The 26,489-nt window shown below is 46.4% G+C and carries 24 protein-coding genes; 14 read left to right on the forward strand and 10 right to left on the reverse strand.

Annotated elements, in window-relative coordinates:
• Positions 1–159 precede the first annotated feature (159 nt).
• Positions 160–828, reverse strand: a complete 669-nt coding sequence (locus tag ABJ081_08200; GenBank protein MEP6356649.1) for a GntR family transcriptional regulator — start codon at positions 826–828, stop codon at positions 160–162.
• A gap of 150 nt (positions 829–978) precedes the next feature.
• Here ABJ081_08200 and dctP (ABJ081_08205) point away from each other — a divergent pair, with 150 nt between their 5' ends.
• The 5 genes from dctP (ABJ081_08205) to ABJ081_08225 all read left to right on the forward strand — a co-directional run bounded on the left by dctP (ABJ081_08205) (position 979) and on the right by ABJ081_08225 (position 5,944).
• Positions 979–1,968 carry a TRAP transporter substrate-binding protein DctP gene (gene dctP, locus ABJ081_08205; GenBank protein ID MEP6356650.1) on the forward strand — a complete coding sequence of 330 codons (990 nt, stop codon included), beginning with the start codon at positions 979–981 and terminating at the stop codon, positions 1,966–1,968.
• Positions 1,969–2,046: 78 nt separating this feature from the next.
• Complete coding sequence (locus tag ABJ081_08210; protein MEP6356651.1) at positions 2,047–2,604, forward strand: TRAP transporter small permease; 558 nt, start codon at positions 2,047–2,049, stop codon at positions 2,602–2,604.
• Complete coding sequence (locus tag ABJ081_08215) at positions 2,604–3,920, forward strand: TRAP transporter large permease (GenBank protein MEP6356652.1); 1,317 nt, start codon at positions 2,604–2,606, stop codon at positions 3,918–3,920. The genes ABJ081_08210 and ABJ081_08215 overlap by 1 nt, the downstream gene beginning before the upstream one ends.
• A gap of 8 nt (positions 3,921–3,928) precedes the next feature.
• On the forward strand, positions 3,929–5,461 hold the full coding sequence (locus ABJ081_08220) for a malonyl-CoA synthase (GenBank protein ID MEP6356653.1): 1,533 nt from the start codon (positions 3,929–3,931) through the stop codon (positions 5,459–5,461).
• A gap of 144 nt (positions 5,462–5,605) precedes the next feature.
• Positions 5,606–5,944, forward strand: a complete 339-nt coding sequence (locus ABJ081_08225; protein MEP6356654.1) for a hypothetical protein — start codon at positions 5,606–5,608, stop codon at positions 5,942–5,944.
• Positions 5,945–6,055: 111 nt separating this feature from the next.
• Here the strand turns inward: ABJ081_08225 and ABJ081_08230 are convergent, their stop codons facing one another.
• Positions 6,056–6,958, reverse strand: coding sequence for a LysR family transcriptional regulator (locus ABJ081_08230; GenBank protein ID MEP6356655.1), 903 nt, complete (start codon positions 6,956–6,958; stop codon positions 6,056–6,058).
• Between the two features lie 164 nt (positions 6,959–7,122).
• Between ABJ081_08230 and ABJ081_08235 the strand changes: the two genes are divergently transcribed.
• Genes ABJ081_08235 through ABJ081_08250 form a run of 4 tightly spaced genes read left to right on the forward strand, consistent with a single transcriptional unit; the run spans position 7,123 to position 11,739 of the window.
• Complete coding sequence (locus ABJ081_08235) at positions 7,123–8,268, forward strand: acyl-CoA dehydrogenase family protein (GenBank protein MEP6356656.1); 1,146 nt, start codon at positions 7,123–7,125, stop codon at positions 8,266–8,268.
• Complete coding sequence (locus ABJ081_08240; protein MEP6356657.1) at positions 8,268–9,296, forward strand: enoyl-CoA hydratase/isomerase family protein; 1,029 nt, start codon at positions 8,268–8,270, stop codon at positions 9,294–9,296. Before ABJ081_08235 ends, ABJ081_08240 begins: the two co-directional genes overlap by 1 nt.
• A gap of 30 nt (positions 9,297–9,326) precedes the next feature.
• The gene (gene mmsB / locus ABJ081_08245; GenBank protein MEP6356658.1) at positions 9,327–10,202 is read left to right on the forward strand and encodes a 3-hydroxyisobutyrate dehydrogenase; all 876 of its coding nucleotides are present in this window, start codon (positions 9,327–9,329) and stop codon (positions 10,200–10,202) included.
• 40 nt (positions 10,203–10,242) lie between these two features.
• Positions 10,243–11,739 (forward strand): CoA-acylating methylmalonate-semialdehyde dehydrogenase, encoded by a 1,497-nt coding sequence (locus ABJ081_08250; protein ID MEP6356659.1) that lies wholly within the window; start codon positions 10,243–10,245, stop codon positions 11,737–11,739.
• Between the two features lies 1 nt (position 11,740).
• Here the strand turns inward: ABJ081_08250 and dctP (ABJ081_08255) are convergent, their stop codons facing one another.
• Both dctP (ABJ081_08255) and ABJ081_08260 read right to left on the reverse strand, forming a co-directional pair.
• Positions 11,741–12,772, reverse strand: coding sequence for a TRAP transporter substrate-binding protein DctP (dctP, locus tag ABJ081_08255; protein MEP6356660.1), 1,032 nt, complete (start codon positions 12,770–12,772; stop codon positions 11,741–11,743).
• A gap of 74 nt (positions 12,773–12,846) precedes the next feature.
• Positions 12,847–13,431, reverse strand: a complete 585-nt coding sequence (locus ABJ081_08260; protein MEP6356661.1) for a hypothetical protein — start codon at positions 13,429–13,431, stop codon at positions 12,847–12,849.
• 191 nt (positions 13,432–13,622) lie between these two features.
• On the opposite strand from ABJ081_08260, the gene ABJ081_08265 reads away from it, so the two are divergent.
• The 3 genes from ABJ081_08265 (at position 13,623) to ABJ081_08275 (ending at position 15,950) form a co-directional block, all read left to right on the forward strand.
• Positions 13,623–14,237, forward strand: coding sequence for a hypothetical protein (locus ABJ081_08265; protein ID MEP6356662.1), 615 nt, complete (start codon positions 13,623–13,625; stop codon positions 14,235–14,237).
• Between the two features lie 138 nt (positions 14,238–14,375).
• On the forward strand, positions 14,376–15,584 hold the full coding sequence (locus tag ABJ081_08270) for an ammonium transporter (GenBank protein MEP6356663.1): 1,209 nt from the start codon (positions 14,376–14,378) through the stop codon (positions 15,582–15,584).
• A gap of 27 nt (positions 15,585–15,611) precedes the next feature.
• Positions 15,612–15,950 carry a P-II family nitrogen regulator gene (locus ABJ081_08275; GenBank protein ID MEP6356664.1) on the forward strand — a complete coding sequence of 113 codons (339 nt, stop codon included), beginning with the start codon at positions 15,612–15,614 and terminating at the stop codon, positions 15,948–15,950.
• A 129-nt stretch (positions 15,951–16,079) separates the two neighbouring features.
• Here the strand turns inward: ABJ081_08275 and ABJ081_08280 are convergent, their stop codons facing one another.
• The 4 genes from ABJ081_08280 to ABJ081_08295 all read right to left on the reverse strand — a co-directional run bounded on the left by ABJ081_08280 (position 16,080) and on the right by ABJ081_08295 (position 21,564).
• Positions 16,080–16,925 carry a fumarylacetoacetate hydrolase family protein gene (locus tag ABJ081_08280; protein ID MEP6356665.1) on the reverse strand — a complete coding sequence of 282 codons (846 nt, stop codon included), beginning with the start codon at positions 16,923–16,925 and terminating at the stop codon, positions 16,080–16,082.
• A 64-nt stretch (positions 16,926–16,989) separates the two neighbouring features.
• Positions 16,990–19,485, reverse strand: coding sequence for a Wzz/FepE/Etk N-terminal domain-containing protein (locus ABJ081_08285; protein MEP6356666.1), 2,496 nt, complete (start codon positions 19,483–19,485; stop codon positions 16,990–16,992).
• 116 nt (positions 19,486–19,601) lie between these two features.
• Positions 19,602–20,759, reverse strand: a complete 1,158-nt coding sequence (locus tag ABJ081_08290; protein ID MEP6356667.1) for a glycosyltransferase — start codon at positions 20,757–20,759, stop codon at positions 19,602–19,604.
• Positions 20,716–21,564: a WecB/TagA/CpsF family glycosyltransferase gene (locus tag ABJ081_08295; GenBank protein ID MEP6356668.1), complete on the reverse strand. Its 849-nt coding sequence runs from the start codon at positions 21,562–21,564 to the stop codon at positions 20,716–20,718. Before ABJ081_08295 ends, ABJ081_08290 begins: the two co-directional genes overlap by 44 nt.
• A gap of 170 nt (positions 21,565–21,734) precedes the next feature.
• Between ABJ081_08295 and ABJ081_08300 the strand changes: the two genes are divergently transcribed.
• Together ABJ081_08300 and ABJ081_08305 are read left to right on the forward strand one after the other, a co-directional pair.
• The gene (locus tag ABJ081_08300; protein ID MEP6356669.1) at positions 21,735–23,051 is read left to right on the forward strand and encodes an O-antigen ligase family protein; all 1,317 of its coding nucleotides are present in this window, start codon (positions 21,735–21,737) and stop codon (positions 23,049–23,051) included.
• Positions 23,052–23,061: 10 nt separating this feature from the next.
• The gene (locus ABJ081_08305; protein MEP6356670.1) at positions 23,062–23,955 is read left to right on the forward strand and encodes a glycosyltransferase; all 894 of its coding nucleotides are present in this window, start codon (positions 23,062–23,064) and stop codon (positions 23,953–23,955) included.
• Here ABJ081_08305 and ABJ081_08310 read toward each other — a convergent pair.
• Together ABJ081_08310 and ABJ081_08315 are read right to left on the reverse strand one after the other, a co-directional pair.
• Positions 23,946–25,211: an oligosaccharide flippase family protein gene (locus ABJ081_08310; GenBank protein ID MEP6356671.1), complete on the reverse strand. Its 1,266-nt coding sequence runs from the start codon at positions 25,209–25,211 to the stop codon at positions 23,946–23,948. The two genes, ABJ081_08305 and ABJ081_08310, sit on opposite strands and share 10 nt — an antisense overlap.
• A gap of 52 nt (positions 25,212–25,263) precedes the next feature.
• The gene (locus ABJ081_08315) at positions 25,264–26,358 is read right to left on the reverse strand and encodes a cellulase family glycosylhydrolase (protein ID MEP6356672.1); all 1,095 of its coding nucleotides are present in this window, start codon (positions 26,356–26,358) and stop codon (positions 25,264–25,266) included.
• Positions 26,359–26,489: the final 131 nt, after the last annotated feature.

The raw sequence follows: 26,489 nt of genomic DNA on the forward strand, positions 1-26,489 counted from the left end.
TCATAATTCTAGGATAAATTATTCCGCGCACAGGCTGCAATATAGGCACTAGGCTTAAATCGCAAGCTGTAGGGGCAATTATTACTTAATTTTGCTTATGCGGTCAAAAAAAGTGCGGTGCAATCTCTTTTGTGAATCTTCACTATCTATTGAAAGTATTTAACCTGTCTTGAGTTCGGCTTCATTTTCATAGGCAACCAGAAGGTCATTGAATTTTTCGCCTTGAATCAAAATATGATTGCGCAGCAATCGCCCAGCTAAATCGCCATCACCGCTTGCAATAGCATTTCGGATGGCGGTGTGTTCATCCATTGATTGCGCTAGTCTGCCGCGCGCTTGCAATTGCATACGACGAATAGGGTGGAGGCGCCGATAGAGTTTTTTGGCTTCGCTTATCAAAAAAGAACTGCCGCTGGCTTCATAAATCAAATGGTGAAAGCGCTCGTTTTGCTGATAATAAAGCGCTTGATCTTGGGCGCGCTGTGCCTGGGCGCATGCTAGGCAGACATGATTTAAAGAGGTCATTTGTTTATCTGTTATGCGCTTTGCTGCAAGTTTTGCGGCTAAACTTTCAAGTTCTCCCATAACTTCAAACATTTCAACAATTTCGCGAATGCTGGGAAACCTGACAAAAGCGCCACGATTAGGGATCAGATCAACAAGGCCAGAAGCCGCAAGCATACGCAGAGCTTCACGGACAGGCGTACGCGATACTGCGTGTTTTTCAGAAAGGCGCACCTCATCAAGCCGATCACCATTTGAAAATTCCCCAAGAAGGATGGCCTCTTCAAGGTAGTCTTTAATGATGTCGGCACTGCGTTTTGTCATGTAATAATGCTAGCGTGAAATTTTGCATATCACAATACAAAAATTGTATACAATGTTCTTGACATTACTTGAAATCTAAGGTGATCTATCACTTCGTCCGGCAGGAGGAATGCTGGAAATCTATGGTGTCTCTCTGGGAGGAAAAAGCACATGAATAAATTTTTGAAAACGGCAACAGCTGGTCTCGCAATCACTATTGGTATGGCAGGCTTTGCATCAGCTGCCGAACTGAGATTGTCACACCAATGGTCAACATCTGATGTTCGCCATAAAGTGGCAGAGATTGTGGCCAAAGAAGTAGCTGCGGCCAATGTTGATCTTGATATCAAGATTTTTCCATCTAAATCACTCTTCAAACCACGTGAGCAATATAAGCCTTTGAGCCGTGGTCAATTGGATATGACAGTTTTCCCACTTGCTTATGCAGCTGGTCAACGACCTGAATACAATCTGACATTAATGCCTGGTATGGTGAAAAATCACGATCATGCAGCGCGTTTGAATAAATCTGATTTCATGGGTGATATCGAAAAAATCATGGCAGAAGATGACACGATGGTGTTGGTGCATGGTTATCTTGCGGGTGGTTTTGTTGGAAAAGACCGCTGTATCACATCACCGGATCACGTGAAGGGTCTACAAACCCGCGCCGCCGGTAAATCGTTTGAACAAATGTTGGCTGCAGCCGGTGCCTCAATTGCATCTATGGCGTCATCCGAAATTTATAACGCTATGCAAACAGGTGTCCTTCAAGCGGCTAATACATCGTCATCGTCTTTCGTATCTTACCGTATTTACGAGCAGGCAAAATGCTATACACCAGCTGGTGATGTCGCGCTTTGGTTCATGTATCAGCCATTGATGATGAATAAATCGAAGTTTGAAAGCCTGACATCTGAGCAGCAGGCTGCGATTAAAGCCGGTGCTGCTAAAGCTGAAGCTTTCTATCTTGAAGAAGCAAAAAAACAGGATGCAGCATCAGTTGCAGCCTATAAAGAAGCAGGTGTTGAAATTGCTCATATGAAACCTGCTGAGTTTGATGCTTGGCGAGCAATTGCCAAGGCATCTTCTTACAAAAACTTTGCTGAAAAAGTTCCTGGCGGACAGGCATTGCTCGATAAAGCACTTGCGGTCGAGTAAAACATTACAGCAGGAGGAAGGAACTCCTTTCTCCTGCTATTTTCCATTTTTTCAGAAATACATTTCCCGAGCTTCTGCATGGCAACGAAATTAAATGTTACGGCTGCTGAGACAGGCGGCAATCCTTTTTTGCGTGGTGTCGCGTTCTTATCTTCAATGTGTGGCGTGGCGGCAGCCTTTATGATTTTATCTGCCGTTATGATCACGTGTCAGATGATATTTGTCCGATTCATTCTCAATCATTCTACGATCTGGCAGACAGAAATGGTGGTCTATCTGATGGTAGGGGCAACCTTGATCGGTCTACCCTATGTGCAGCGTCTGCGAGGTCATGTGAATGTTGATCTCATCCCGCTGATGTTGCCACAAGCTTTGCGGAAATTTTTGGCTATAGTAACCCTTTCCGCAACCATCATCACCATGCTCATTATGCTGATATATGGCTTTGAATTATGGCACATTGCATTTCAACGTGGGTGGACATCCGACACGGTTTGGGGTGTCAGGCTTGCAATACCATATATAGCAATGCCCATTGGATTTGGTTTATTCATCTTACAGCTTATTGCTGATCTTTTTGCAGTTGTTATGAATATAGATAAACCTTTCGGCCTTGAAACAGGCGAGGCGGAATAATGGATCCTATTACACTTGGTCTTATTGTTGCTCTGGCAACAATTATTGTTCTTTTTTCCGGCGTATCGGTTGCCAGCGGATTGCTGATCGTCGCTGGTGTTTTTTTGATTATCTTCGATGGTGCGCGATCGCTTGAGCTGATGCCTGAAATCTTTTTCGGCAAACTTGATAATTTCGCGCTTTTATCGATTCCTATGTTTATCATCATGGGGGCTGCTATCTCGTCAACGCGAGCGGGCGCTGACCTTTATGAAGCGCTGGATCGTTGGCTCACGAAAGTACCTGGAGGCTTGGTGATTTCAAATTTGGGCGCCTGTGCATTGTTTGCTGCGATGTCTGGTTCATCACCAGCCACATGCGCCGCTATCGGTAAAATGGGCATCCCTGAAATGCGCAAGCGCGGCTACCCAGATGGTGTTGCAGCCGGCTCAATCGCGGCAGGTGGCACATTGGGCATTTTGATCCCGCCTTCGGTGACAATGATTGTCTATGGTATTGCTACAGAGACATCGATCGGACGTTTATTCCTAGCTGGCGTCATTCCGGGTATTTTGCTTGTGAGCCTGTTTATGGCTTGGTCGCTTTATTCCACATGGAAGTCGGGTGCGGGTGACGCGCTTGGCGGGCGGAGCTTTTCATGGCGCGAACGCTTTGAAATCATGCCACGTGTTTTGCCGTTTATACTCATCATCTTCGGGGTTCTCTATGCCATGTATGGTGGTGTCGCAACGCCTTCAGAAACGGCCGCAGTCGGGGCGCTTTTGTGTATGATGATTGCCGTCATCATCTACAAGCTATGGAACCCGCAGGACCTTTGGGTGGTCTTGCGCGATTCAACCCGTGAAAGTGTGATGATCCTCTTCATCATCGCGGCAGCCGGTGTTTTTTCATATATGCTTTCAAGTCTATTTATCACTCAGTCGATAGCTGAATGGATTGGTGGGCTGGAGGTTAACCGCTGGGTCTTGATGGGTGCAATCAATGTGTTCCTGCTTGTGGCTGGTTTCTTTTTGCCGCCGGTCGCTGTCATCTTGATGGCGGCTCCAATATTGCTGCCTATTGTCACCACAGCGGGCTTTGACCCTTATTGGTTTGCGGTCATACTGACAATAAATATGGAAATTGGGCTTATCTCTCCGCCTGTGGGCTTGAACCTTTATGTGATAAATGGCATTGCGCCGGATATATCCCTCAAAACCATCTTGTTGGGGTCTTTGCCTTATGTGGCTTGTATGGTGATTGCTATTATTTTGCTTTGTTTGGCTCCAGATTTAGCAACATGGCTACCTGACACTGTGATGGGCCCAGCAACGTAAGAAGCAAAATGACGAACACACTTTATGATGCACTTTTAAAACAAGGCCGCACAGCGACTTCACGCATCTTTGCGACGATGGAAGATGGGCGTTATTATACCTATGCCAGCGTGGATGATGTTGCGGGACGCTTTGCTCATCGTCTCGTCAATCTTGGCGTGGAACCGGGTGACCGTGTCGCGGTGCAAGTTGATAAAAGCATAGAAGCCATGATGCTTTATTTGGCAACAGTGCGGGCAGGGGCAATCTTCCTGCCGCTGAATACCGCCTATACTGCGAATGAACTGGACTATTTTTTGGGTGACGCGAAGCCCGCCCTTTTTGTCTGTCGTCCCCAGATGGCTGAAGCGTTAACACCGCTCACCAAAAAACACGGTGCGAAACTTGAGACCATGGGCGTTTGGTCGTCGCCAGACATTGACGCGGGCAGCTTCTTTGAAAATGTGCCCGATGATGGCACTCCCTTTGAGACAGTGGCGCGTGGCCCCGATGATTTGGCCGCGATCCTTTATACATCGGGCACAACAGGGCGCTCCAAAGGCGCGATGCTAAGCCATGATAATCTACTTTCAAATTCTGAAGTGCTGGTGGATTATTGGGGATTCACAAAAGACGATATCCTCCTACATGCCTTGCCGATTTATCACACGCATGGGCTTTTTGTCGCGACCAATACGACGATGCTTGCGGGCAGCTCTTTGATTTTTCAATCATCATTCAAAGTAGATGCCGTGCTTGAAGCCTTACCTAAGGCAACCGCAATGATGGGCGTGCCCACCTTCTACACGCGGCTTCTTGATGATGCGCGGTTCACACGTGAAAAGGCTGCTCACATGCGTCTTTTTGTCTCGGGTAGCGCCCCACTTCTGGCTGAAACACATGTGTCCTTTGAAGAGCGCACCGGTCATCGCATCTTAGAACGCTACGGCATGACGGAAACCAATATGAATACGTCCAACCCCTATGATGGGGAACGTCGTGCGGGCACCGTCGGCTTTCCATTGCCAGATGTTGAAATAAGAATATGCGAACCAGAAAGCGGCGCGCTGCTGCCTGATGGTGAAATTGGAGTGGTGGAAGTGCGTGGGCGCAATGTTTGCAAGGGCTATTGGCAGATGCCCGACAAGACCAAACAGGAATTTCGCGAGGACGGCTTTTTTATAACTGGCGATTTGGGCGTCATAGATGAGCGCGGCTATCTCAGCATTGTTGGTCGCGGTAAAGACCTGATTATATCTGGTGGTTTTAATATCTACCCCAAGGAAGTTGAGCTTCTGATTGATGAATTGCCGGGCGTTCTTGAAAGCGCGGTCATCGGTGTGGCGCATAAGGACTTTGGGGAAGGTGTTGTTGCGGTTGTTGTGGCACAAAAAGGCGCAACGCTGGAAGAGGATGCTTTAAAAGAGGCCATGCAAGATCAAGTGGCGCGTTTTAAGCAGCCAAAGCGCTATTTTATAGTTGAAGCGCTACCGAGAAATACGATGGGTAAGGTACAGAAAAATATTTTGCGAGAGACCTATAAGGATGTCTTTTCGAGCTAACATCAACCATACAAACCACTGCATTTGATCATTTCAAAATATATTTGTAACGAAAACGTAATCAGAGGTTCCTTTTAAATTATGTGAGTTGCCCTAGGTTATTAATAACGGGGCTTATTTTGACGCATAAGTTGGGAGATGAAAATGATAAAGTTACTAGCAATAGCAGCAGTTCTAATGTCAGCGCAGGCGGTAGATGCGAAGAAGCTACACAAGGGAGGCTATAACCCCAATCCTGATGGTTTGTCATATGTCGACTTGGCAAAAGTTAATTGTGATGAGCTGATCGGAATCGCAAAAAAGAAAAATGTGGTTGTGGTTTCAGGAAATGTTCTGGTTGCGGCTGATGGAACGCGCTGCTCAACGATTTACGATATTCGTTATGATTATTTTGAATCACATGGAAGAAGCGTAAACACGAAAAATGGCCGTTGTAGAATATGGTCTTGTACGGGTGTAATAGACGGCGGTGGCCGTGGCTAGGGGATAGCCCCTAAGATGCAGCCCAATATCGATGAATATTATAGTCGGCCGCCCTTCATGGGCGGCTGTTTGATTTGCAAAGATCACAGTATAACGGCATGCTTTTGCTCGTCAGCTACCTTCATTTATTTCCTCTATTTGCCGTAATTTTTGGCGCATGCGCTCGACAAAAAATTCAACCGTGCGCTTCACGCGTAAAATACCCGACATATCCTGATGCTGGAGCATATAAAAAGAACGCCTGAAATGAATATCCTGTTGTAAAATGGGTCTCAATTCAGGATGGTCGACGGCAAGAAATTTTGGCAAAATACACACGCCAGCACCCGATAGAGCCCATTTGGTTTGTAACAAAAGGCTGGAACTCGTTAGATGCGGTGTAATGTGAGGCGATATTTCAGGGATATAATGCAGGGCGTCATCATGGATAAGGTCTGGTATATAACCAATCCCGCGTATGCGCTTTAAATTTTCAATGTTTGTTATTTCGCCAAAGCGTTCCGTCGCTTTGTCAGTGGTATACATATAAAGGCTATAGTCCGCGACTTTTTGAATTCTCAGCCGCCCGCTTTGCGGTGGTGTGATGGTGATCGCGATATCTGCCTCGCGTTTTGAAAGGCTGAAGACGCGCGGCATGGCAATAAGCTGTAGTTCCGCTTTTGGGTATTCCTCACAAAAATCAACTGCAATATCGCTGAGCACATAGTTTGAAATACCTTCAGGCGCGCCGATACGGATGGCGCCTTGTATGCCGTTTGTTTCATCGACAATTTGGTCGCTAATTTGAAGTGCCGTGCTTTCCATGCCCTCGGCGAGAGGCACAAGACGCTTACCATCTACCGTCAACGCATAGCCTTGTGGACTACGATCAAACAATCGCGTTTGCAGATCGGCCTCGAGTTGATCGATATGCCGTCCAACCGTCGAGGTGTCGAGGGACAAGTGCTTTCCCGCCGTTGAAAGACGGTTCAAACGTGCAACCGCTAAAAAAACGCGAACATGATCCCATTTCATAGACGAAATGCCTCTAGATTGTATTTCTGGACTTTATCACACCACAGCATTGCAGAAATGCAAAATCATTCTGTATACATTTGTATTTTTCAGCGCAATGATAAAGGTTAAGAACAGGCTGGGCCATGTCCTAGGTTTTAGTGTGCATTTGGGAGAGATGCCTGATGGAATTTGCCTTATCTGAAGAACAAAGCGCCGTATTTGATATGGCGCGAGGCATTGCTATGGATAAAATTGCGCCTTTCGCACAGGAATGGGAAGAGAAAGAACATCTTCCACGAGCCGTTTTCAAAGAACTTGGCGAACTTGGTATGGCATCCATTTACATTGGCGGCGATTATGGCAGCGATTTATCGCGTCTTGATGCAACATTGATTTTCGAAGGCCTGTCCTATGGCTGCGCTTCCACGGCCGCATTTTTGTCTATCCATAATATGTGCACATGGATGGTTTATGAATATGCGCAAGATGCCGTGAAAGAAAAGTGGCTTGAGAAAATGGCAAGCGGTGAGGCGATTTGTTCGTATTGCCTTACAGAACCTGGCAGTGGCTCGGATGCGGCTGCACTTCGAACCACGGCTGCAAAAAAAGATGACGGTTTTATCTTGAATGGCACGAAGGCTTTCATTTCTGGCGGTGGATATTCTGATCTTTATTTAGCGATGGTGCGCACGGGTGAATCTGGCCCCAAAGGTATTTCAGCTCTACTCATAGAAGGTGGGAGCGAAGGCCTCAGCTTTGGTGCGAACGAGAAGAAAATGGGTTGGCGAAATCAGCCAACAACCGAGGTGCAATTTGATGATTGCAACGTGCCGCTTGATGGTTTGTTGGGCGAAGAAGGAGAAGGGTTTTCCTACGCGATGATGGGTCTTGATGGGGGGCGTCTCAATATTGCGGCTTGCTCCCTTGGCGCTGCTCAGTCGGCACTCGATAAGTCCGTTAGATATATGGGTGAACGCAAGGCGTTCGGAAAAACACTCGATCAGTTTCAAGCGCTTCAGTTCAAACTTGCTGAGATGGAGATCGAGTTGCAGGCGGCAAGAGTTTTTTTGCGCCAAGCTGCATGGAAATATGACAACAAAACACAAGACGCGAGCAAACACTGCGCGATGGCCAAGAAATTTGTCACCGACGTTTGTTTCAAGGTCGCTAATGATGCCCTGCAATTGCATGGGGGGTATGGTTATTTGTCTGATTTTGGCATTGAGAAAATTGTGCGAGACCTGCGCGTGCATCAAATCCTTGAAGGTACGAATGAAATTATGCAACTCATCGTTTCTCGCGCACTTTTGAAAGAAGAGAAGTTGTGATGGATGATGCACAGGTTCTGACGCAAATCATTGGCAAGGCCGGACGTATAACGCTCAACCGTCCAAACGCACTGAACGCATTGAGTTACCATATGGTACTTGAGATTAAAAAGGTGCTTTCAGCTTGGATAGATGATCCTGCCGTCTCGCTCATAATCATCGAGGGTGTGGGTGAAAAAGCCTTTTGCGCTGGTGGTGATATTGAAGATATTTATAATGCGGGTAGAAACGGTGACTATGCCCATGGCCTCAATTTCTGGCGTGACGAATATAGCCTCAACTCCATTATCGCCAATTATCCAAAGCCCTATGTCGCGTTCATGCATGGTTTTGTCATGGGTGGTGGTGTCGGTGTCTCGACACACGGGTCTCATCGCATTGTCTGCGAGACAACAAAGATCGCCATGCCAGAATGCGGTATTGGCCTGATACCTGATGTAGGGGGAACGCACTTGCTTGCAGAAGCCCCCGGGCATCTTGGGGAGTTCGCCGGCCTTACAGGTTTGCGTATGGGGGCTGCTGACGCGCTTTATACCGATTTTGCAGATTACTTCGTGCCGATTGATAAATGGGAGATGTTGAAATCTCTTTTGTCGGATAGCGGCGATGTTGGGGTCATCATAAGATTCGCTGAAAACGCGGCTGAGGGAAGCTTTCAAGCCATAGAGCATGAGATAAATGCCGCCTTTAAAGGTGATACGGTTCAAGCTATCATCAATGCACTTAGCGAGCTTGATGCGCCTTGGGCTGAAAAGGCGCTCAGGGATATCTCCCGTGCATCGCCGTTATCGCTTTTATGTACGTTGAGATTGATCCGAACTGCGCGTCAGAACAATAACCTTGAAACCGCACTTGAAAACGAACTACGGTTCACGGCACGAGCAGTAGAGCAGGGTGAATTTCTTGAAGGTATCCGCGCGGCAATTATTGAGAAAGACCGTAATCCAAAATGGCAATATATGACTTTGGAAGATGTGCCTGACGCATTGCTTGAAAAAATGTTTGAGCCTCTCAGTGGTGAAGGCTAGCAATTTAGGTGAGTACTTAAGGAAAGAAAAATGGCAAAAATCGGTTTCATTGGTCTTGGTAATATGGGTGCGCCCATGGCTAAAAATCTCGTCGCTGCTGGTCATGATGTGACTGGCTACGATGTCAGTGGCCTTGATGTGGAAGGCGTTGTAAGCGCTACAAGTGCGGCTGAAGCGGCAAGTGGCAAAGATGTGGTTGTTACGATGTTGCCGAATGGTGCCATTTTGCAAAGCGTATACGATGAAATTGTACCGGCTGCCAAAGTGGGCGCCTTGTTGATCGATGGCTCAACTGTTGATGTTGAGAGCGCAAAAATTGCCCATGAAGCTGCAGCTAAAGCGGGTCTTCTTTCTGTTGATGCGCCGGTCTCTGGTGGTGTAGGTGGTGCGGAAGCTGGAACATTGACGTTCATGGCGGGTGGATCAAAAGCATCAATTGCCGCTGCCACTCCTTATTTAGAAATAATGGGGGCAAAGCTCGTTCACTGTGGTGAGGGTGGTGCGGGGCAGATGGCAAAAATCTGCAACAATATGGTGCTTGGTATATCCATGATTGGTGTTTGCGAAGCTTTCAATATGGCTGATAAACTAGGTCTTGAAAGACAGGCGATGTTTGATGTTGTCTCTACATCATCAGGTTCATGCTGGTCGATCAATACCTATTGTCCCGCGACAGGTATTGGACCAACAGCTCCCTCAGACAATGATTATAAACCCGGCTTTGCCGCCGACTTGATGTTGAAAGATCTCAATCTCTCACAACAGGCTGCCAAGATGGTCAACGCTGCAACCCCCATGGGCGCGCGTGCAACAGAAATCTACGATGATTTTGTCAACAATGGTGGTTCAGGAAAAGACTTTTCAGCCATTCTTTTAGAACTGTCAAAAATGACGCGAAACGCCTAATTTATTTATTTAAGCTGCCAGTCAGCCAAGGGAGAAGAGCATGAAACAAATCGGACACTACATAAACGGTAAGGAAGTTGCCGGAAGCGGTCAAACGGCTGATGTTTTTAATCCCGCAACAGGCGAGATCAGTGCACAGGTAGCTCTAGCGACGCCACAAGAGATGGCAGATGCCGTTGCAAAGGCAAAAGAAGCGCAACCAGCGTGGGCCGCAGTTAATCCGCAGCGCCGCGCTCGCGTTATGATGAAATTCGTCGAGCTTCTGCACCGCGATATGGAAAAACTGGCAGTTGCCTTGTCCCATGAACACGGCAAAACGATTCCTGATGCTAAAGGTGATATCATCCGTGGTCTTGAAGTGGCGGAATTTTGTTTCGGTGCGCCGCATCATCTCAAGGGCGAATATACCGATGGGGCTGGGCCGGGCATAGATATGTATTCCATGCGTCAAGCACTTGGTGTTGTCGCTGGCATCACGCCGTTCAATTTCCCTGCCATGATCCCAATGTGGAAGTTTTGTCCTGCAATCGTGTGCGGCAATGCTTTTATTCTAAAGCCTTCAGAACGTGACCCTTCTGTTCCAATGATGCTTGCAGCTTTGATGACAGAGGCTGGTGTTCCTGATGGTATTTTGCAAGTGGTCAATGGCGACAAGGGTGCGGTGGATGCTATTCTTGACCATAAAGATATCGAGGCTATCGGTTTTGTCGGGTCGACACCAATCGCGGAATATATTTATTCCCGTGGTTGTGGCAACGGGAAGCGTGTTCAATGTTTTGGTGGAGCTAAAAATCACGCCATCATCATGCCTGATGCTGATATGGATATGGTGACGGACGCTATGATTGGTGCCGGCTATGGTGCAGCAGGGGAGCGGTGCATGGCGATCTCTGTGGCGGTGCCTGTTGGCGAAGACACGGCCAATCGTTTCATCGAGCAGATGATCCCGAAAGTCGAAGCGCTGAAAATTGGCCCCTATACGGCAGGCGATGATGTTGACTTCGGCCCTCTCGTCACCGCTGACGCAAAGACCCGCGTGAATGGACTGGTTGAAAGCGGCATCGAGCAAGGTGCTACACTGGCCGTTGATGGTCGTGGCTTCTCAATGCAGGGCTATGAAGATGGTTTTTTTGTCGGGGCTTCCTTGTTTGATAATGTCACCAAGGATATGGACATCTATAAAACAGAAATTTTCGGTCCGGTTTTATCAACCGTGCGGGCTAAAGATTATGAAGAAGCGATGAAGCTGACTATGGAGAATGAATATGGCAATGGCGTTGCGATGTTCACGCGCGATGGTGATGCCGCCCGCGATTTTGCAAACCGCATCAATGTAGGCATGGTGGGTGTCAATGTGCCTATACCCGTACCGCTTGCCTATTATACCTTCGGTGGTTGGAAAGCCTCTGGCTTTGGAGATTTAAACCAACACGGTCCCGATGCGTTTCGTTTTTATACAAAGACGAAAACAGTGACCAGCCGTTGGCCATCAGGTGTAAAAGAAGGCGCTCAGTTTGTTATTCCAACAATGAAATAACTCATTTTGCGTCGTCATATGCCTGACTTTCCTTGATGATGAAATCAATGGCGTCCCTTGCATCTAATCCTGCTTGGGACGCTTTTTTCATCACACGCTCTCGCGCACTATTCGCGATTTTGTCAAAATATATCATATCATTGCTTGATGCTTTGGTGATTTTGTTTTTTTCGCTCGCGCGTGTCGCAGCGCGGCCAATCGCATCGCTTTGATCCCATATCTGGCCTGCCATTTGAGAGAGCGCCTCACCAAGAACGTCGCTGTCTAAAGTTTTGCGAATATCTTCGGGCAGGGCATTAAAGCGTGCCGCGTTCATGACTAAGGCATAGGGGCCGCGTGAAAAGCCGCCGGGCACTTCATAGACGTAAGGTACTTTTTCATTCAGTGAAAAGTTGCGCCTGCCTTCAAGCGGCATCAGCAGGCCATCGATGGTTTTAGCTTTGAGTGCATCTTTTATGTGTGATGTTGGCACATGCAAACTTTTAGCACCAAAGGCCGATGTAAGGACATGTGACGCGTCCCCTGATACTCTAAGCCTAAGGTCTTTGATGTCTTTGAGCGTATCAATAGGCTTGCTTGAATGAATCTGGAGCGGACCATCAACCATCAGGCCTAAAAGCTTGAGACCTTTATAGTCATTTTGATCCTTTAAATATTTCTCATAGGTTCGCCAGTACGCGACAGACAGAGCTTCAGCGCTAGCTCTAAATCCTGGAAGGGCAACAAGGCTGGCTGTCTTGAATCGGCGTGGATAATAGCCCTGGAAAACCCAACTAATATCGGCCTCGCCTTTTTCAATCAACGATAACTGTTTAGAGGCCGGCGCAAGGTGATAAACAATTTTAGCGCTCAACCGGCCTTTTGAGGCGCTCTCTAATTTCTTGATAAAATTCGGCCATAGTCTGGAATTAATACTGTGGCTTGGTGATGCCCAACTGGAGATGATTAATGTATGATCAGCCGATTTTGCTGCATCAGCGCTTAAAGCGATGAACATCGTGAAAAAAAATGTAGTTAGACAGTGCAGCCGCATTTCAACACCTTTCGATGTTAATAATTCTCTTTATCAATTGCTCACGGGTCAATTCACATTGTGAAGAGGTGGCTTTATTCCTCAGCCTTTTTTCTTTCGGCGATTTTGGCTTGCCTAAGCTGAAGTTTCTCGATCACGGCATAGACTTTTTCAGGCTCGGGTAGTCCGCGGAAGGTGAAGCTGCCATCTTCAACGCCCCATTTATTCCAGTTTTTAAATATAGATTTCTTCTCCATAAAAGTAATCGCACCAAGTTCACCCTGTGCGATATCTATTTTCATGGTTGGTAAAATGGGAAGGTGATCCAGCTTTTTGCCAAATGCCGATCTTGCGATGAAGGCTCGCTTGTTGGATATCGCGTAAATGGTATGTCTGCGGATATAACTGTCCATAATCCAGCGCCCAATCGTGAAATAGACCGCACCGCCAATCAAGAGAAACAATGCCCACAAAGGCAGGCCCTGAAAGAAGCGCACCAGAACAAGCGCTCCCTCGTCAAAACTCTCGTTGTAAAAATAGATCAAAAATAACACCCAAAGGACGGCAAGAATGAGCCTATATTTATCACCGAGACTCATCAGGAAGATACGAGTGTCTGGCTGGCCTTCCCAAAGAAGCTTCTCGCCATCATAAAAATAGTCGGACCAACCGTTATTCATTCATGCACTCGCAGTTCTTAACCAAAAAGCTATCCTTTCCCATATCCTTCCCGCGCTTGTTTCGCAACAAAACCACGACTTTTGATAGCCCTATCATGTCATTAAACAAAAAATCGCGATGATTTGACTTCCCACATTCAATTTGTCCGCTTACGATTATACTATTGTGAACGCTCAATAAGGATATGATTATGGCAATTGGTTTGATGAAAAAGGGTGCGCTTTGGTTGGTTGCTGCAGGCCTGTGCACCTCTGTCGCTTTGATATCCAATAGCGCTTTGAGCCTAACGGCAGAAGATGGTAAACCCGCAAATCCCGCACCGCCACCACCGCAAGTGAGCCGTGAGGGCAACATGACGCTTGATCAGATACGTTCTATTGTTAAGCGTCTTGATGAAAATGCCAAAGAACCACGCGCTGGAGCCCTATCGTTTGTTGTGAATGATTTCCAAGTTGCGCTTTTCAGTTCAGTACGAATGAATCGTATGCGGGTTATGGTGCGTATTCGTAGCGCTGAAGGAATTACCAAAGAAGACTTACTCAGGATCGCGCAGGCTAATCTCGATTCAGCCCTTGATGCCAGATATGCTATCGGTCAAGGTATTTTATGGGCGACATATATTCATCCGCTTTCTAGCCTCCATCCAAAACAGTTTATTGAAGCAATCGGATCAACAGTCAATTTGGCTGCAAATTATGGGACTACTTACTCATCAGGCCAGCTTTTCTTCGGCGGTGGTGACAGCCGTGGGATTATTGGTCGTAAGCTAATTGATGAATTAATAAAGAAAGGCCAGCCGATATAATTCTGCCTAAATTTTAAGCAGATCATTGAGTTATATACACTTATTTCTATTTTTATGAGGAAAAAACCCGCAGGCTCCTTGATGTTGCTTAGAGATTAAGCATCATGCTCCCACATTTAAAATTTGTGGAGAGTTTCAATGATTGATAGTGGCGATACCGCCTGGATTTTAACAGCAACAGCGCTTGTGCTGTTTATGACCTTGCCTGGGCTTGCGCTTTTTTATGGCGGCTTGGTGCAAGCTAAGAACCTGCTTTCTGTGCTGATGCATTGTATTGCGATTGCTTGCCTCGCCTCTGTTTTGTGGGTTGTGGTTGGTTATTCACTGGCTTTTGCAGAAGGCTCCGCATGGGTTGGTGGGCTTTCCAAAATGTTCCTGAATGGCGTCGAGCGTGGCACTGAATCTGGGACAATCCCTGAAACGCTTTTCGTCACCTTCCAGATGACGTTTGCAGTCATAACACCGGCGCTTATTGTTGGTGCTTATGTTGAGCGGATTAAATTTTCCGCTGTGCTTATTTTTTCCGGCATCTGGCTATTAGTTGTTTACGCCCCCGTTACTCATTGGGTTTGGGGCGGCGGTTGGCTCGCTGAAATGGGCGTCCTCGATTATGCTGGTGGCATTGTTGTTCACGTAACAGCTGGTGTCTCTGCTTTGGTTATCGCATGGCAGCTAGGAAGCCGCGATGGCTTCCCTGATAATGTTAAACCACCTCATGCACCTTGGATGGTGATGGTCGGTGCTGCTATGCTTTGGGTCGGCTGGTTCGGCTTTAATGCGGGCAGCGCTCTTTCTGCTGGTACTGACGCTGCTATGGCTATGCTTGTAACTCATTTGTCGGCTTCTGTTGCCTCTCTTGTTTGGATGGTCATTGAATGGGTCCGTTTTGGAAAACCAAGTCTTATTGGTTTTGTAACAGGCACCATTGCCGGTCTTGCAACCATCACACCTGCATCAGGCTTTGTCGGTCCTATGGGCGGCATCATGCTTGGCCTTGCTGGTGGTATCGTCTGTTATATTGCGGTTGATATTGTGAAGCGCGTCATGAAGGTGGATGACTCACTAGATGTCTTGGCGGTTCACGGTATTGGTGGCGCAACAGGTACATTATTGGCCGCTGTTTTTGTCGCGGAACGGTTTGGCGGCATTGGCCTTGGTGATACAACAATGGGCAGCCAGCTTGGCGTACAAGCAACGGGTATTGTTGCAACGCTTATTTGGTCAGCATTGGTCACATACATCATCTGCATTGCTCTAAAAATGACAATCGGTCTTCGGGTCAGCGATAATGACGCTATTGACGGGTTAGATTTTGCTGAGCATGGTGAAAAAGCCTATAATACGTAAAACTAAGCATCGTAAAGGAAACGTAATATGAAATGGATTACCGCAATCATTCAACCGCATAGACTTGACGCGGTTCGTGATGCACTAACCGAGCTTAGTATTTTGGGCATGACTGTGACTGAGGTGAAAGGCTTTGGTCGCCAAAAGGGTCATACTGAGGTCTATCGGGGTGCTGAATATCAAATCAACTATGTACCAAAACTCAAACTTGAGTTGGCGGTTGATGATAGCGTTGCCGAGAGTGCTGTAGGTGCGATCGCATCAGCGGCACAAACGGGCAAGATTGGCGATGGCAAAATCTTTGTCACGGATCTTGAAAACGCTGTTCGTATTCGTACTGGCGAGATGGGTGCAGAAGCGCTTTAGCTAAAATAACGATTAGGGGTCCTGCGCCATCAATAATACTGGTGCGGGACCTCATTTCTTTGGTACAGATGTTGCCATCAGATAGAGCCTAGTCATTGCGAGCTAGAGAACTCTAAATAAGATTATGTTTTATAACGTCACAACACTTTGCCGTTGTTCACCCAGTCCATCGCACCCAAGCGTCACCACGTCACCGACTTGTAACCACTTCTGTGGCTTTTTGCCCATGCCCACACCAGGCGGCGTACCAGTGCAGATCAGGTCACCTGGTTCCAAGAGGGTAAACTGACTGAGATAGCTCACGATTGTCTCAATTGAAAAAATCATCAAACTTGTGTTGCCGGTTTGTTGGCGCTCGCCGTTTACATCAAGCCACAGGTTTAGATTGGTTACATCGTTAATCTCATCCTTGGTGACAAGTAAGGGACCAGTTGGACAAAAAGACGGAAAGCTCTTTCCCTTTATCCATTGGCCGCTGCGCTCGGTCTGCCACGCACGTTCTGATACATCGTTGACTAGCGTGTAACCAAAGACATGGCCTAATGCTTCCTCTTTTGAAACATTGAGTGCCGCCTTGCCAATCACGATGCCAAGTTCTACTTCCCAATCGAGTTTAGACGTGTTTGGACCATATAAAATATCATCATTTGGACCCGAAAAAGCGGCTGTTGCTTTTGAAAATAAAATAGGTTCTTCAGGAACAGCCATACCAGCTTCTTGCGCATGATCGGAATAGTTGAGGCCGATGCAGAAGATCGTGCGGGGGCGTGTTATTGGAGATGCGATGCGTAAGCTTTCAGCGTCAACGGCGGGTAGGCTCGATAAATCAATTGCACCAAGCTTAGTGATTAGATCATCACTGAGAGTTTGCGGCCCGAATTCACTTATCACAGATGATACATCGCGTATGATTGATTGTTCATCCAGTACACAAGGTTTTTCGTGGTTTTTCTCGCCAACCCGCATCAATCGCATTGTGTTATCTCTCCGCTTGAAATGTGGTCCAACTAACCACGGGTTGCGGGCAAGGTAAACTGGTTTATCGACCTAGTTTGCGGAGTAAGTCGCGGGCACGAGATCGCGGGTAGGGTGGGGTATCGTGATTATTCGAACGAGGCATATGCGTATCAGGATAACGGCTATTTCCTTCTACCTTATTGATTAGGTTTGAAAGGTTATGATCAGTATTATTGCCATAAACATGACCACCATGGCCCACAATATCATTCACTGGGTTTACAGGATCTACAAGATGATCTGGATAGGCAGGTTGCTGATTGGCATGCATCGGAGCCTGATGGTGGGCTCTCAGTCTCGAAGAATTTGCTGTCTTCGGCAAAAGTGCTTGTATTGCTTCAGACAAAGAAGATGTCTTCTGATCAAGCGTTTGTTTGCTATAAGGTGCGGCTGTTTCAGCTTGTGTGTTATGTTGTGGCTGCCATTCATGGACGGGCGCATGATAGGGCGGCTGAGCATAATTATCAGGTTCTTGTGGCGGTTGCGCATAAACTTGGCGGTGGTGTTGCGGCTCATTCATTGGCGGTTGATTGATGGGCGCAGGTTCTTGATAAGACTGCCCGCCATAGTTCACGCTTTCAGGTGATGGTTCTGAATAAAGTTGCGTGCTTGGTTGAGGAGGCTGCTGTTGTTTTAGACGTGCGTGCTTCTTAATGCGTGAAAACAGTTGCTTCGTCTGCGAATTAGGACTGCTTTCGGCTTCATGGTGTGGGGCATGTGGTTGATTGCCTATCGCGTGTCCACTTTTGTTGGCAGATGATGCCTCATGGTTCATTGAGGTCCTTTGTGACGCCATCCGCTCGGGAGGGGCATAGTCATAATCTGACTTTGTTTGCCTTTGCTGCGTTTGCCTTTGCTGCGGCTCGCTTGCTTGCCTATGACCATCATTTTTAAAGTGATGGTTAGGCTTGGCTGGAGCAGCTGGGCGTCTTGGCGACTGTGGAGTCTGCTTTTGGCGAGCGCGTGCGGCAACATAGTGCTCTTCAGACTCAGCATTGTAAGCTGTTTGTGGGTTTGCTTGATCTTCTCTTGGACGTGTTGCACTGCGTCGATTAGAGGTTTGTGATGTCTTTGCAGGTGCTGAAAATAACGCGCGCAGCCATGCAATCAGTGTTCCTAATGATAAACCAGCAAAAAGAGAGGCCCCCAACACCAGTCGTTTTTTAGGAAAAAATGCGATGGTTGGTATAGAGGCGGCCGAAATAATACGCGTACTATCGTTCGATAATTCTTCTTGCTCATCAGATTCTTTTGCCCTCACAAGAAAGCTTTCAAGAACTGATCGGCTTGAGGCTGCTTCCCGCTCGAGTTCACGCAATTTTACTAATGCTTTTTGGTTTGCGGTTGAAGCGGTGGTGAGTTCGTCAAACTGGCTTTGCACGAATTGTTCATTTGTCTGAGCAACCGCAAGGTTGTTTTCAGCGGCCTTGACGATACGTTGTAACTCTTGGCTGAGCAGTGTATTAATTCCGGCTCGTTCGGTGCGTAGGGCAGCGAGAGTGGGGTGACGTTCACCAAATTGCGCTAAGGCTTCCGATTCACGGCGAGTTAAATCGGCTAACTGCTGTCTGATGTTGCTGACCACTTGAGATGCCAGCGCTTCCGAAGAACTGCCTGCCAGAACATCCGAAACAGAAGAGTTTTTTAAAGATTCAGCTCTCGCACGTGCGAGGCTTGTCTGAGCTTTTGCAGCCACAACACGGTTGTTCAAATCGCGCAACTGGTCATCATCGATCAATCGCCCATCGGCACCAATAAGACCGTTTTCAGCTCGATAAGATTCAACTGCAGCCTCCGCCTTACGCACCTGTTCGCGCAGTGTTTCAACACGAGAGTTGAGTGAAATAGTTGTGTCGCGTGTGGCTGATGAGCGGGATGAGGATTGCTGCTCGATGTAGGTTGCTGCGATCATATTGGCCAATCGCGCCGCACGTTCGGGGTCGTTGGAACGTACGTTAATGCCCACGATATATGAGTTGCTAAGGCGTGTTACCCATAGTGATTTGCGAAACTCCTGCAGTTCCTCAGCATCGGCAGCATTAGCAGGATCAAGTCCCCTCCTATTCGTTTTTGAGAAGCTTTTCAAAAAATTGGACAAGGATTTAACCAGACCAACGGATTGGGCTGGTGGCGCAAGACCATCAATTTTTTCTTGTTCAAGAACTTTTCGAAGCACAGTATCAGAGCGGATAATCTCGATTTGGCTATCCAGCAAGATGAGGTCACCACCAATACTGGAGCGGCCAAGGCCAGTTGGAACGATTTCATTCTCAACTAAGCTTTTTGATCGCGGATCAATGAAAATCTGATTGGTCCCGCGATAAAGCGGATCGACAACTAGTATAAAGCCAATACCAGCAATTAAGCATAGTATAGTTGTGAAAATAACCCAGATTTTATAATGCCAGACTGCTGCAAAAGTATTCTTCAGGTCGCTAATAACATCATTGCTTTGAAGCGCTGAATTATCGAGGCCGCTGGATTGTCTTGGTTGTTGGTTGGATGTGTTTTGCCACATAAACAGCCATGTCCCTCTAAATATACGCTTTTGCGAATTATCCTATGATAACTCTTGATTATTACCCAATAACAAATTTATTTAATTTTGTTTTGAATAAAATCATAACAAAGCGATCATTGCGATACCAGTCGGCGAATATCTGCCTCATATCTCTCGAGATGGAAGCTCGGATTAAACCGGGCATAAAGTTCACTCCCGTTGTCGCTAATGCTTAGCCTGAGTGACTGGTTATTGTCATTTAAATGTATAATACCGTCACAAATAGCGTTGATGTCGTTGGGGTCAATACGCACACCAACGTCTATCCCATCCAAAAAGCCATCAATCCCGTTGCCGGCGCTGTAAAGCACTGGAATGCCAGCAAATAAGGCTTCAGTATAGACCATGCCGAAGGTTTCATTATGGCTTGGTAACAAAAGTGCTTGGTAGGTTGGAAGTCGTTCTACCACTTCTTGATGCGGTAACGGACCGATAGCTTTGACACTGTCGCTAAGGCCATGACTATCAATGAGTTCCTGTATTATCTGAAGTTGCTGTGGTGTTGCCTGTCCGATTAGATCAAGTGTGATATCGGGTGCACGCTCAAGCGCTGCTTTAAAGGCTGGCAAAAGACCTTCCAACCCTTTTTTCTTATAGATGGCGAAATTAAAAACCGAGACGAAGCCTCTGGTTGGCGGAATTGTTTTTATTATTTTCGTCGTGTTTAAAACAATGTTGGGGAAGGGCCGCTCTTTGTCCTCGTTGACGTTTGTGAAGCGCTGCAGGTCTTTGCGAAACCATAAAGAGACATAGTAGATTGCTCCTGCATCATCGATCATGCGATTTAGCAAAGGGCGATAAAATGGCTTAAACCGAAAGACTTTGCTTTCAACTTCACCGCGCACCGAAAGAACAAACGGCACATTCCACCAACGCGCCAACAGTGATGCCGCTATACCGTCGAAGGTGAGGCGGTGAGCATGAATGATGTCTGGTTTAAAACCAGCCGTATTCATTTCTTTCCAAATCTTTTTTGCGGCAAGATAAAAAGAAGTATGAAGGCCAACGCCGAATGGCAAACCCCATTGGCCATGGGCAAATACATGTGCTTGGCCGATTGTACCGCAGTCCTTCCAATAGGTTTTGGTTGGATTTGGGGTTCGGTCAAGCGAAATCACCACGTGCTCAAATTGAGGCAGGTGATCTATGGTATGTTTGATTGCCTGTGTGGTTGGTTTACGTACAGGATCAGGATAATCGCCCGTCAGGTGAAGAATGCGTATCTGGCTCATGAGATTCTTTATCGTTCATTTCTTGCAATAAAAGATTAAAGTGCGGGCCATGCGCATCGTTAGTTTTTGTTTTTAATTCGCGAAGCATTAAAATCAATAGTGGGAAAAAAGCTGATGCGTATCGGTAGTAAAGACGGCGCGGCTCTTTAATGAGGCGATAAAGCCATTCAAACCCCGACCCGCGGATCCTTTTGGGTGCGCGTTTTTTGTCGCCTGTCATAAACTCTAACGATGCCCCCACGCAAAGGGCCATACCAGTGCTATTTTGCTGTTGAGCGGCTATATGACAAATCATTTCGGATTTAGGTGCACCAAGGCACACAAAAGTGTAACGGGCTTTTGAATTAGCAATAAAGGATACGCATTCATCAAATGCATGCGTTCCTAAAACGGTGCCCGCTGGCGGGACGATGATAGACCATTTAATGTCAGGATACGTCGCGATTAGGTTGGCTTTCAATTCATCACTGGCACAGACAACAGAAAGTTCGTCACCGGATTGAATGACCTCATCAAAAAGTCGCAGAGTAAGGTCTGAGCCAGTCACAAGGGGTAAATTATGACCTTTTAGGCGGGCAAGCATGCGGATAGGTTGGCTGTCGCAAACAGAAAGAGTTGCCGCATCTAATGAAGGTTTTTGTGTCGGGTCTTTGTCGGCCATAACAACGTGTTGCACATTAGGGGTGACAAGATAGCGAAATGGCATTCCAGGCTTACAATTCGAGAAAAAATCAAGCGTTTGTTCAAGCGATAAAGCATTAAACCTCAGGCCTAAAAAATGAATTGTCTCAACAGCTGGTTTCATGGAATCATTATAGTTCTTTGTTTGGCTTTTTAAACCTTTAATGGGTGAGCAATTCAATGAATACTAAACTAATTGTCATAACTGCGTTGATTGGTTTGATAATAGCATATTTACAGTTAACCAGTAGCGTGAATTAATCACGTCTTACTACTTTGAAATAGCAAGTTGAAATGATGACCACTTTAATATGGGATGATGAAAAAAAAGGCGTACGTTGGTTGGCTGGTTATCTGCTGGCCGTTATTCCTGCATTTATCATTGCTTATTCCTTTTTCATTTGGCCGACCCTTTATGGTGTAAAGGTTGATGGCGATCTTTTGAAAGATCTATCGGCGGCTTCGGCGCGAGGTTCCGGCAATGATTTGCTGAACAGAATCTATTTTCCCATGCTTTTGGTGGTGACACTGGTACTCATCGTCTTTCAGGGTGCACGACCAACTGCTGCTATTCGTCATCGTGGTATACTCTTACTTGGTATTTTGATTGGTGTTTTCTTTTTATCCAGCATTTGGTCTGTTCAAACTTCAATCACGATCAAAAGAACTTTGTTGCAGTGTTTTATCATTTTTTCCGTTGTACTGGCCTGTGTAACTACAAGCCGTCCTGAAAAAATTCTGCATTATATTTATGTTTTCTTTGTCGGCGTTTTGTTGGTGAATGTTTTTGTCGTGTTAACGGTTCCAGCTGGTCCTCTGGGGCATGAAGGCATATACCCGCAAAAAAACTCTCTTGGACAATGTGCTGGTGTGGCTAGTTTATTTATTTTGTTGAAGGTGGCAACGGGTCGGGGGTTTGAGCGATTATTTGCAATCCTGATGCTTTTTGTCGTCCTCGGCCTCCTTGTCGTCAGTAAGTCTAAAACCTCTATAGGTTTGTTTTTTGTCGTTCCTGTTTTGGGTTTAATAGCATCCTATATCACCTTTTATTTTCGAATTGGCGTGGGTGTTTTCATGACGGTTATGATGCTTAGCCTGCTTATGATTTTTTGGTTGGGTGAGGCGGCAGATCTTTGGACATTAGGCAGCATTGCCAATGCTGTTTTTGGCGACCCAACAATCACCTCTAGAACCTATATTTGGGAATTCTCTAGTGAGATGATTAACCGAGAGCCTTTGTTCGGTTATGGGTTTGGTGCATTTTGGTCGACAGGTGTGGATGGTGTCGCGTTTCGTGAAGCGCCTGATTTTATCAAGAAGCTAGGTCAAGCGCACAACGGATATATCGATATTATACTTCAGATCGGTTGGCTGGGATTCGCCTTGTTTGTCGTACTCATGATCACCGCCGGTAATATATGTGGTCGAGCTATTACATCCTCTTTTGCCTTCGGTTGGTTCGCCATCACCTTCTTTATCTATATCGTGTTATATAATCTCTTGGAATCGACATATTTCCTTGGCTTTGAAGGAATGAGCGTCATACTGATTGTCAATATGATACTCGCCACCAGATTAACCAATCAATCCCATGTTGCGCGCTCTCAATGAGGCATCTTTAATGAAAATATGCATTGCGATCGCAAGTATTGGGCGGTCATATCTTTTGCAAACGGTGCAATCATTCGAGATGCTTGAATATCCTGAAGGAGCATCATTGGCTGTTATTGTGGGTGATGATAGTAAGGATAAAGCAGCTCTTAAGCTTTTGGCGGATTATCAAAGTGAGGCTTTTACGCTTAAGGTCATTGATGTAGCCAGCCAAAATATTGCCCATTGTCGCAACGCTTGCTTAGATGCTTGTGATGCAGATTTTATTGCTTTCATTGATGATGATGAAGAAGCAGATCCGCAGTGGCTTATGAACTTAATCGCCACGGCTCAAAGTGAAAAAGCAGACGCTGTCTTTGGGCAGATCATTTCTTCATATTATCCCCAAGTGCCAGATTGGATTAAAACCGCGGACCCTGTAGGTCGTATGCGACAACGCGATGACGGCCCGACAAACACAGGCAGCAGTGGCAATGCGATGGTGCGTATGGCTGCTGTTCGCGAGCACGGCTTACGATTTGATCCGCGCTATGGCCGAACGGGTGGTGAAGATACAGATTTTTTCCTCAAGCTCAATGCCGCTGGCGGGCGTCTTTTCTTCACCAATGATGCGATTGTTCGTGAGACCGTTTTACCGGAAAAATCAACACAATCTTTCTTCATCAAACGCGCGCTAAGAAGTGGCCAATCTTACGCTGCTATGATGCTTCAGCAAAAAAGCGCCTTTAAAAAGATTGGCTTTTATCTAAGCGCCTTTTTGAAGATGATCCTTGGTAATGCGATGGCTCTTGCCGTGCGCCCCTTTAACCGCAGTGAAGCGTTCATATGGCGATTGAAAGCCGTTATGAACAAGGGCAAACTGCGTAATATGATCAATCTGGACTTACCTGAAATTTATGTTTGATCGCGTTTGGTGCGATACGATAGCCAGCGTATCGTCAAAGCCAATAAAACCACAAAGAATAATGTTGATAGCAACACGGCTAAAATGACGCCGCTCAGTCCATAAGTGCTTGCAAGAGTGGCGAGCAATCCAAGTGCAAAGATATTGGCCGCCATAGATACCCAAATTCTTGCCCAAACATGTTCGGCACCCATCAAAATATCAGTAAGCAGATATTGGAATGCCCAAAAAATCAGAACGGGTGCAAGCGCTTTAACAACGAAGCTTGCCGACACATAGTCTTCACCCAACAGCAAGACAACGAAATAAGCACCTATAAAGGCTGATGCAGAAGAAAAAATAGATATATAGACCAGTGGTCTTGCAATAGATTTTGCATAAGTAATCGTAGAGCCAATACCTGCCTGACCTGCTGCGAAAAAGCCGCTGTAGGTCGTCCGTGCATAGGCCTGAATGGGGAGAAGGGCCATTTGAATGAGGCGGAAACCGGCGGCGTACACACCACCAACCTCTGGTCCAGCGACTAGTGTGACCAGATATTTATCACCATGAAACTGTATGCCGCGCTGAAGATTGGCAATCGCAACCGGTATCCCAAAGCTGAGCCAATTTTTCTTTTCTTTTTTCAAAGAACCAGTGTCTTCATTGCTCGGGATAAGAATGAAAAGATGGAGAAGCATAAGGAACGCCGCTGCAAAGGTTGCTGCGATTTGGGTTATAATCAGCGATTTCATGTCTGTTATGCCAAAAGCGAAAATGACGACGAGGAAAGCAATACATCGCAAGGCAGGCAACAAAATGCGCGCCGCCGCCATGAGCTTATAATCCTGCAGACCAAGGTAAATGTGCTCACAATATATCGCAGTGCGCGTAATGGTGGCTTCTGTTGCAATGAGGGCGGCAATCAACCAAATCATATCATTTGAGGTTAGAAGCCATGCAGCAAGCGGCGCAAGGGGGAGCACAAGCAGAAAAAATGTGACGAATATCAAGCGTAACCCATGGCGAAATGCAGCAGCTGAGTGTTGCTTATTACGCGCGGCAACACGAATAAAGTTTTCACCAGCTCCAAGTCCAATTAATTCAGATAAAGCAAGGCCGAAAGCGACCGCAGAAATGAATATACCAAAGGAACTGACACCCAGTGTTCTGGTCAAAAGAACAAAAGAGATTACCTGAAAGATGACAGCAATAAGCAGTCCACCAAACGACTGGCCGACGTCAATTATCTTTTTGCGAGTAGTGATGGAAAACATTGTTGGTCTGAGATTTCTAATGGATTAAAAAAACCATTGATTCGTATGCTATTTATTGTGCATTTAACCCTAGCGCTTTGAGTGTTGGTATGTCGAGTGTACGTGCTTGGGTATCGTTAAGGAGTGAAAAGGGCGGAAAATAATCCCACATAGACCACGAATAACCAAATCCCTCCATAATACGTCTGGTATCTTGCAGCCAATTGAGCCGTGAATCTTGTGATGATTGGCCCAAGACAGATGATGGTCTCAAAGCACCAAACTCGCCGATCGCAATTCGCTCACGTGATATATTCTCGCGTTTGCGCCATGCTTCCAGTGTAACAAAATATGATTTTATTGTATTTGAATCGATATTATCGCTCAAATATTCACGCGCTCGTTCATAGGCTTCATTTAAGTTATTTATATCGCTCGGGTTTGCTGCATACATTTTGTCGATCAAGGGTTTGACCGATTCATGCGTCCCTTTTTTTGAAGGGTAGGTGAGGCCGGCAACATAGCGTTGTGCGGGCATGGTCCAAGTAGCCCCTTGGTGGGTAAAGGTGAAAGGCGAATAAAAATGAACATCAACAAATGTTTCGTTATCAAAGCCATCCATTGTCAATTTGTCTAAGCCGCTAATTGCAGAATAGCATCCTCCAGTCAGGCCAAGCCATAAATGGGGTGCAACTGTGCGTGTGCGGGCATAAAGGTCGCGCTGAAACACGAGCCAATCAATCTTTCCAGCACCTGGCTCTAGAAAACATTCTTTTTGCGGTTCACTAACCATCACATAGCGGACCTGATGTTTCTCAAAGCGATTGAGCAGTTGCGCTATGTGCACCACATGATTTGAAAATGCCTGATAGTTTAGGTCTGTCTTAGTTGTGAATATTTTTTCTGGCTTCCAGTTTCTAGCTGTATGGCGTGTGAAATTAACGGCTATTACATTGAGGTCGGCCATATGAATACGGTCGATAAGCTTTAGGAGTCGATCATCCAACTCTTTGCGATGTGGTTGAGTCTCTTCCAGATAAATTTCTGGATCAATGAGCAGACGGATATGGTCAAAACCGGCTTTCTTTAAAGCGCGTAGCTCAGCATCGGAAATGGTCGATTGTGGGCTGATGAAGCGCGGCCAGCCCTTAGGGACAGGATAGGACATCACATGATTAAGGTTGATACCTTTTTTGAACTTGTGAGTTTGAGCCCAGACATTTGATGCGCCCAACAAAAAAAGAAAGCAAATGATGGCTGTTTTAACGGCGATATTAATCTCTAAAGCCTCCTTTAATA

Source organism: Hyphomicrobiales bacterium (genome assembly GCA_039989895.1).
Taxonomy (GTDB): domain Bacteria; phylum Pseudomonadota; class Alphaproteobacteria; order Rhizobiales; family JACESI01; genus JACESI01.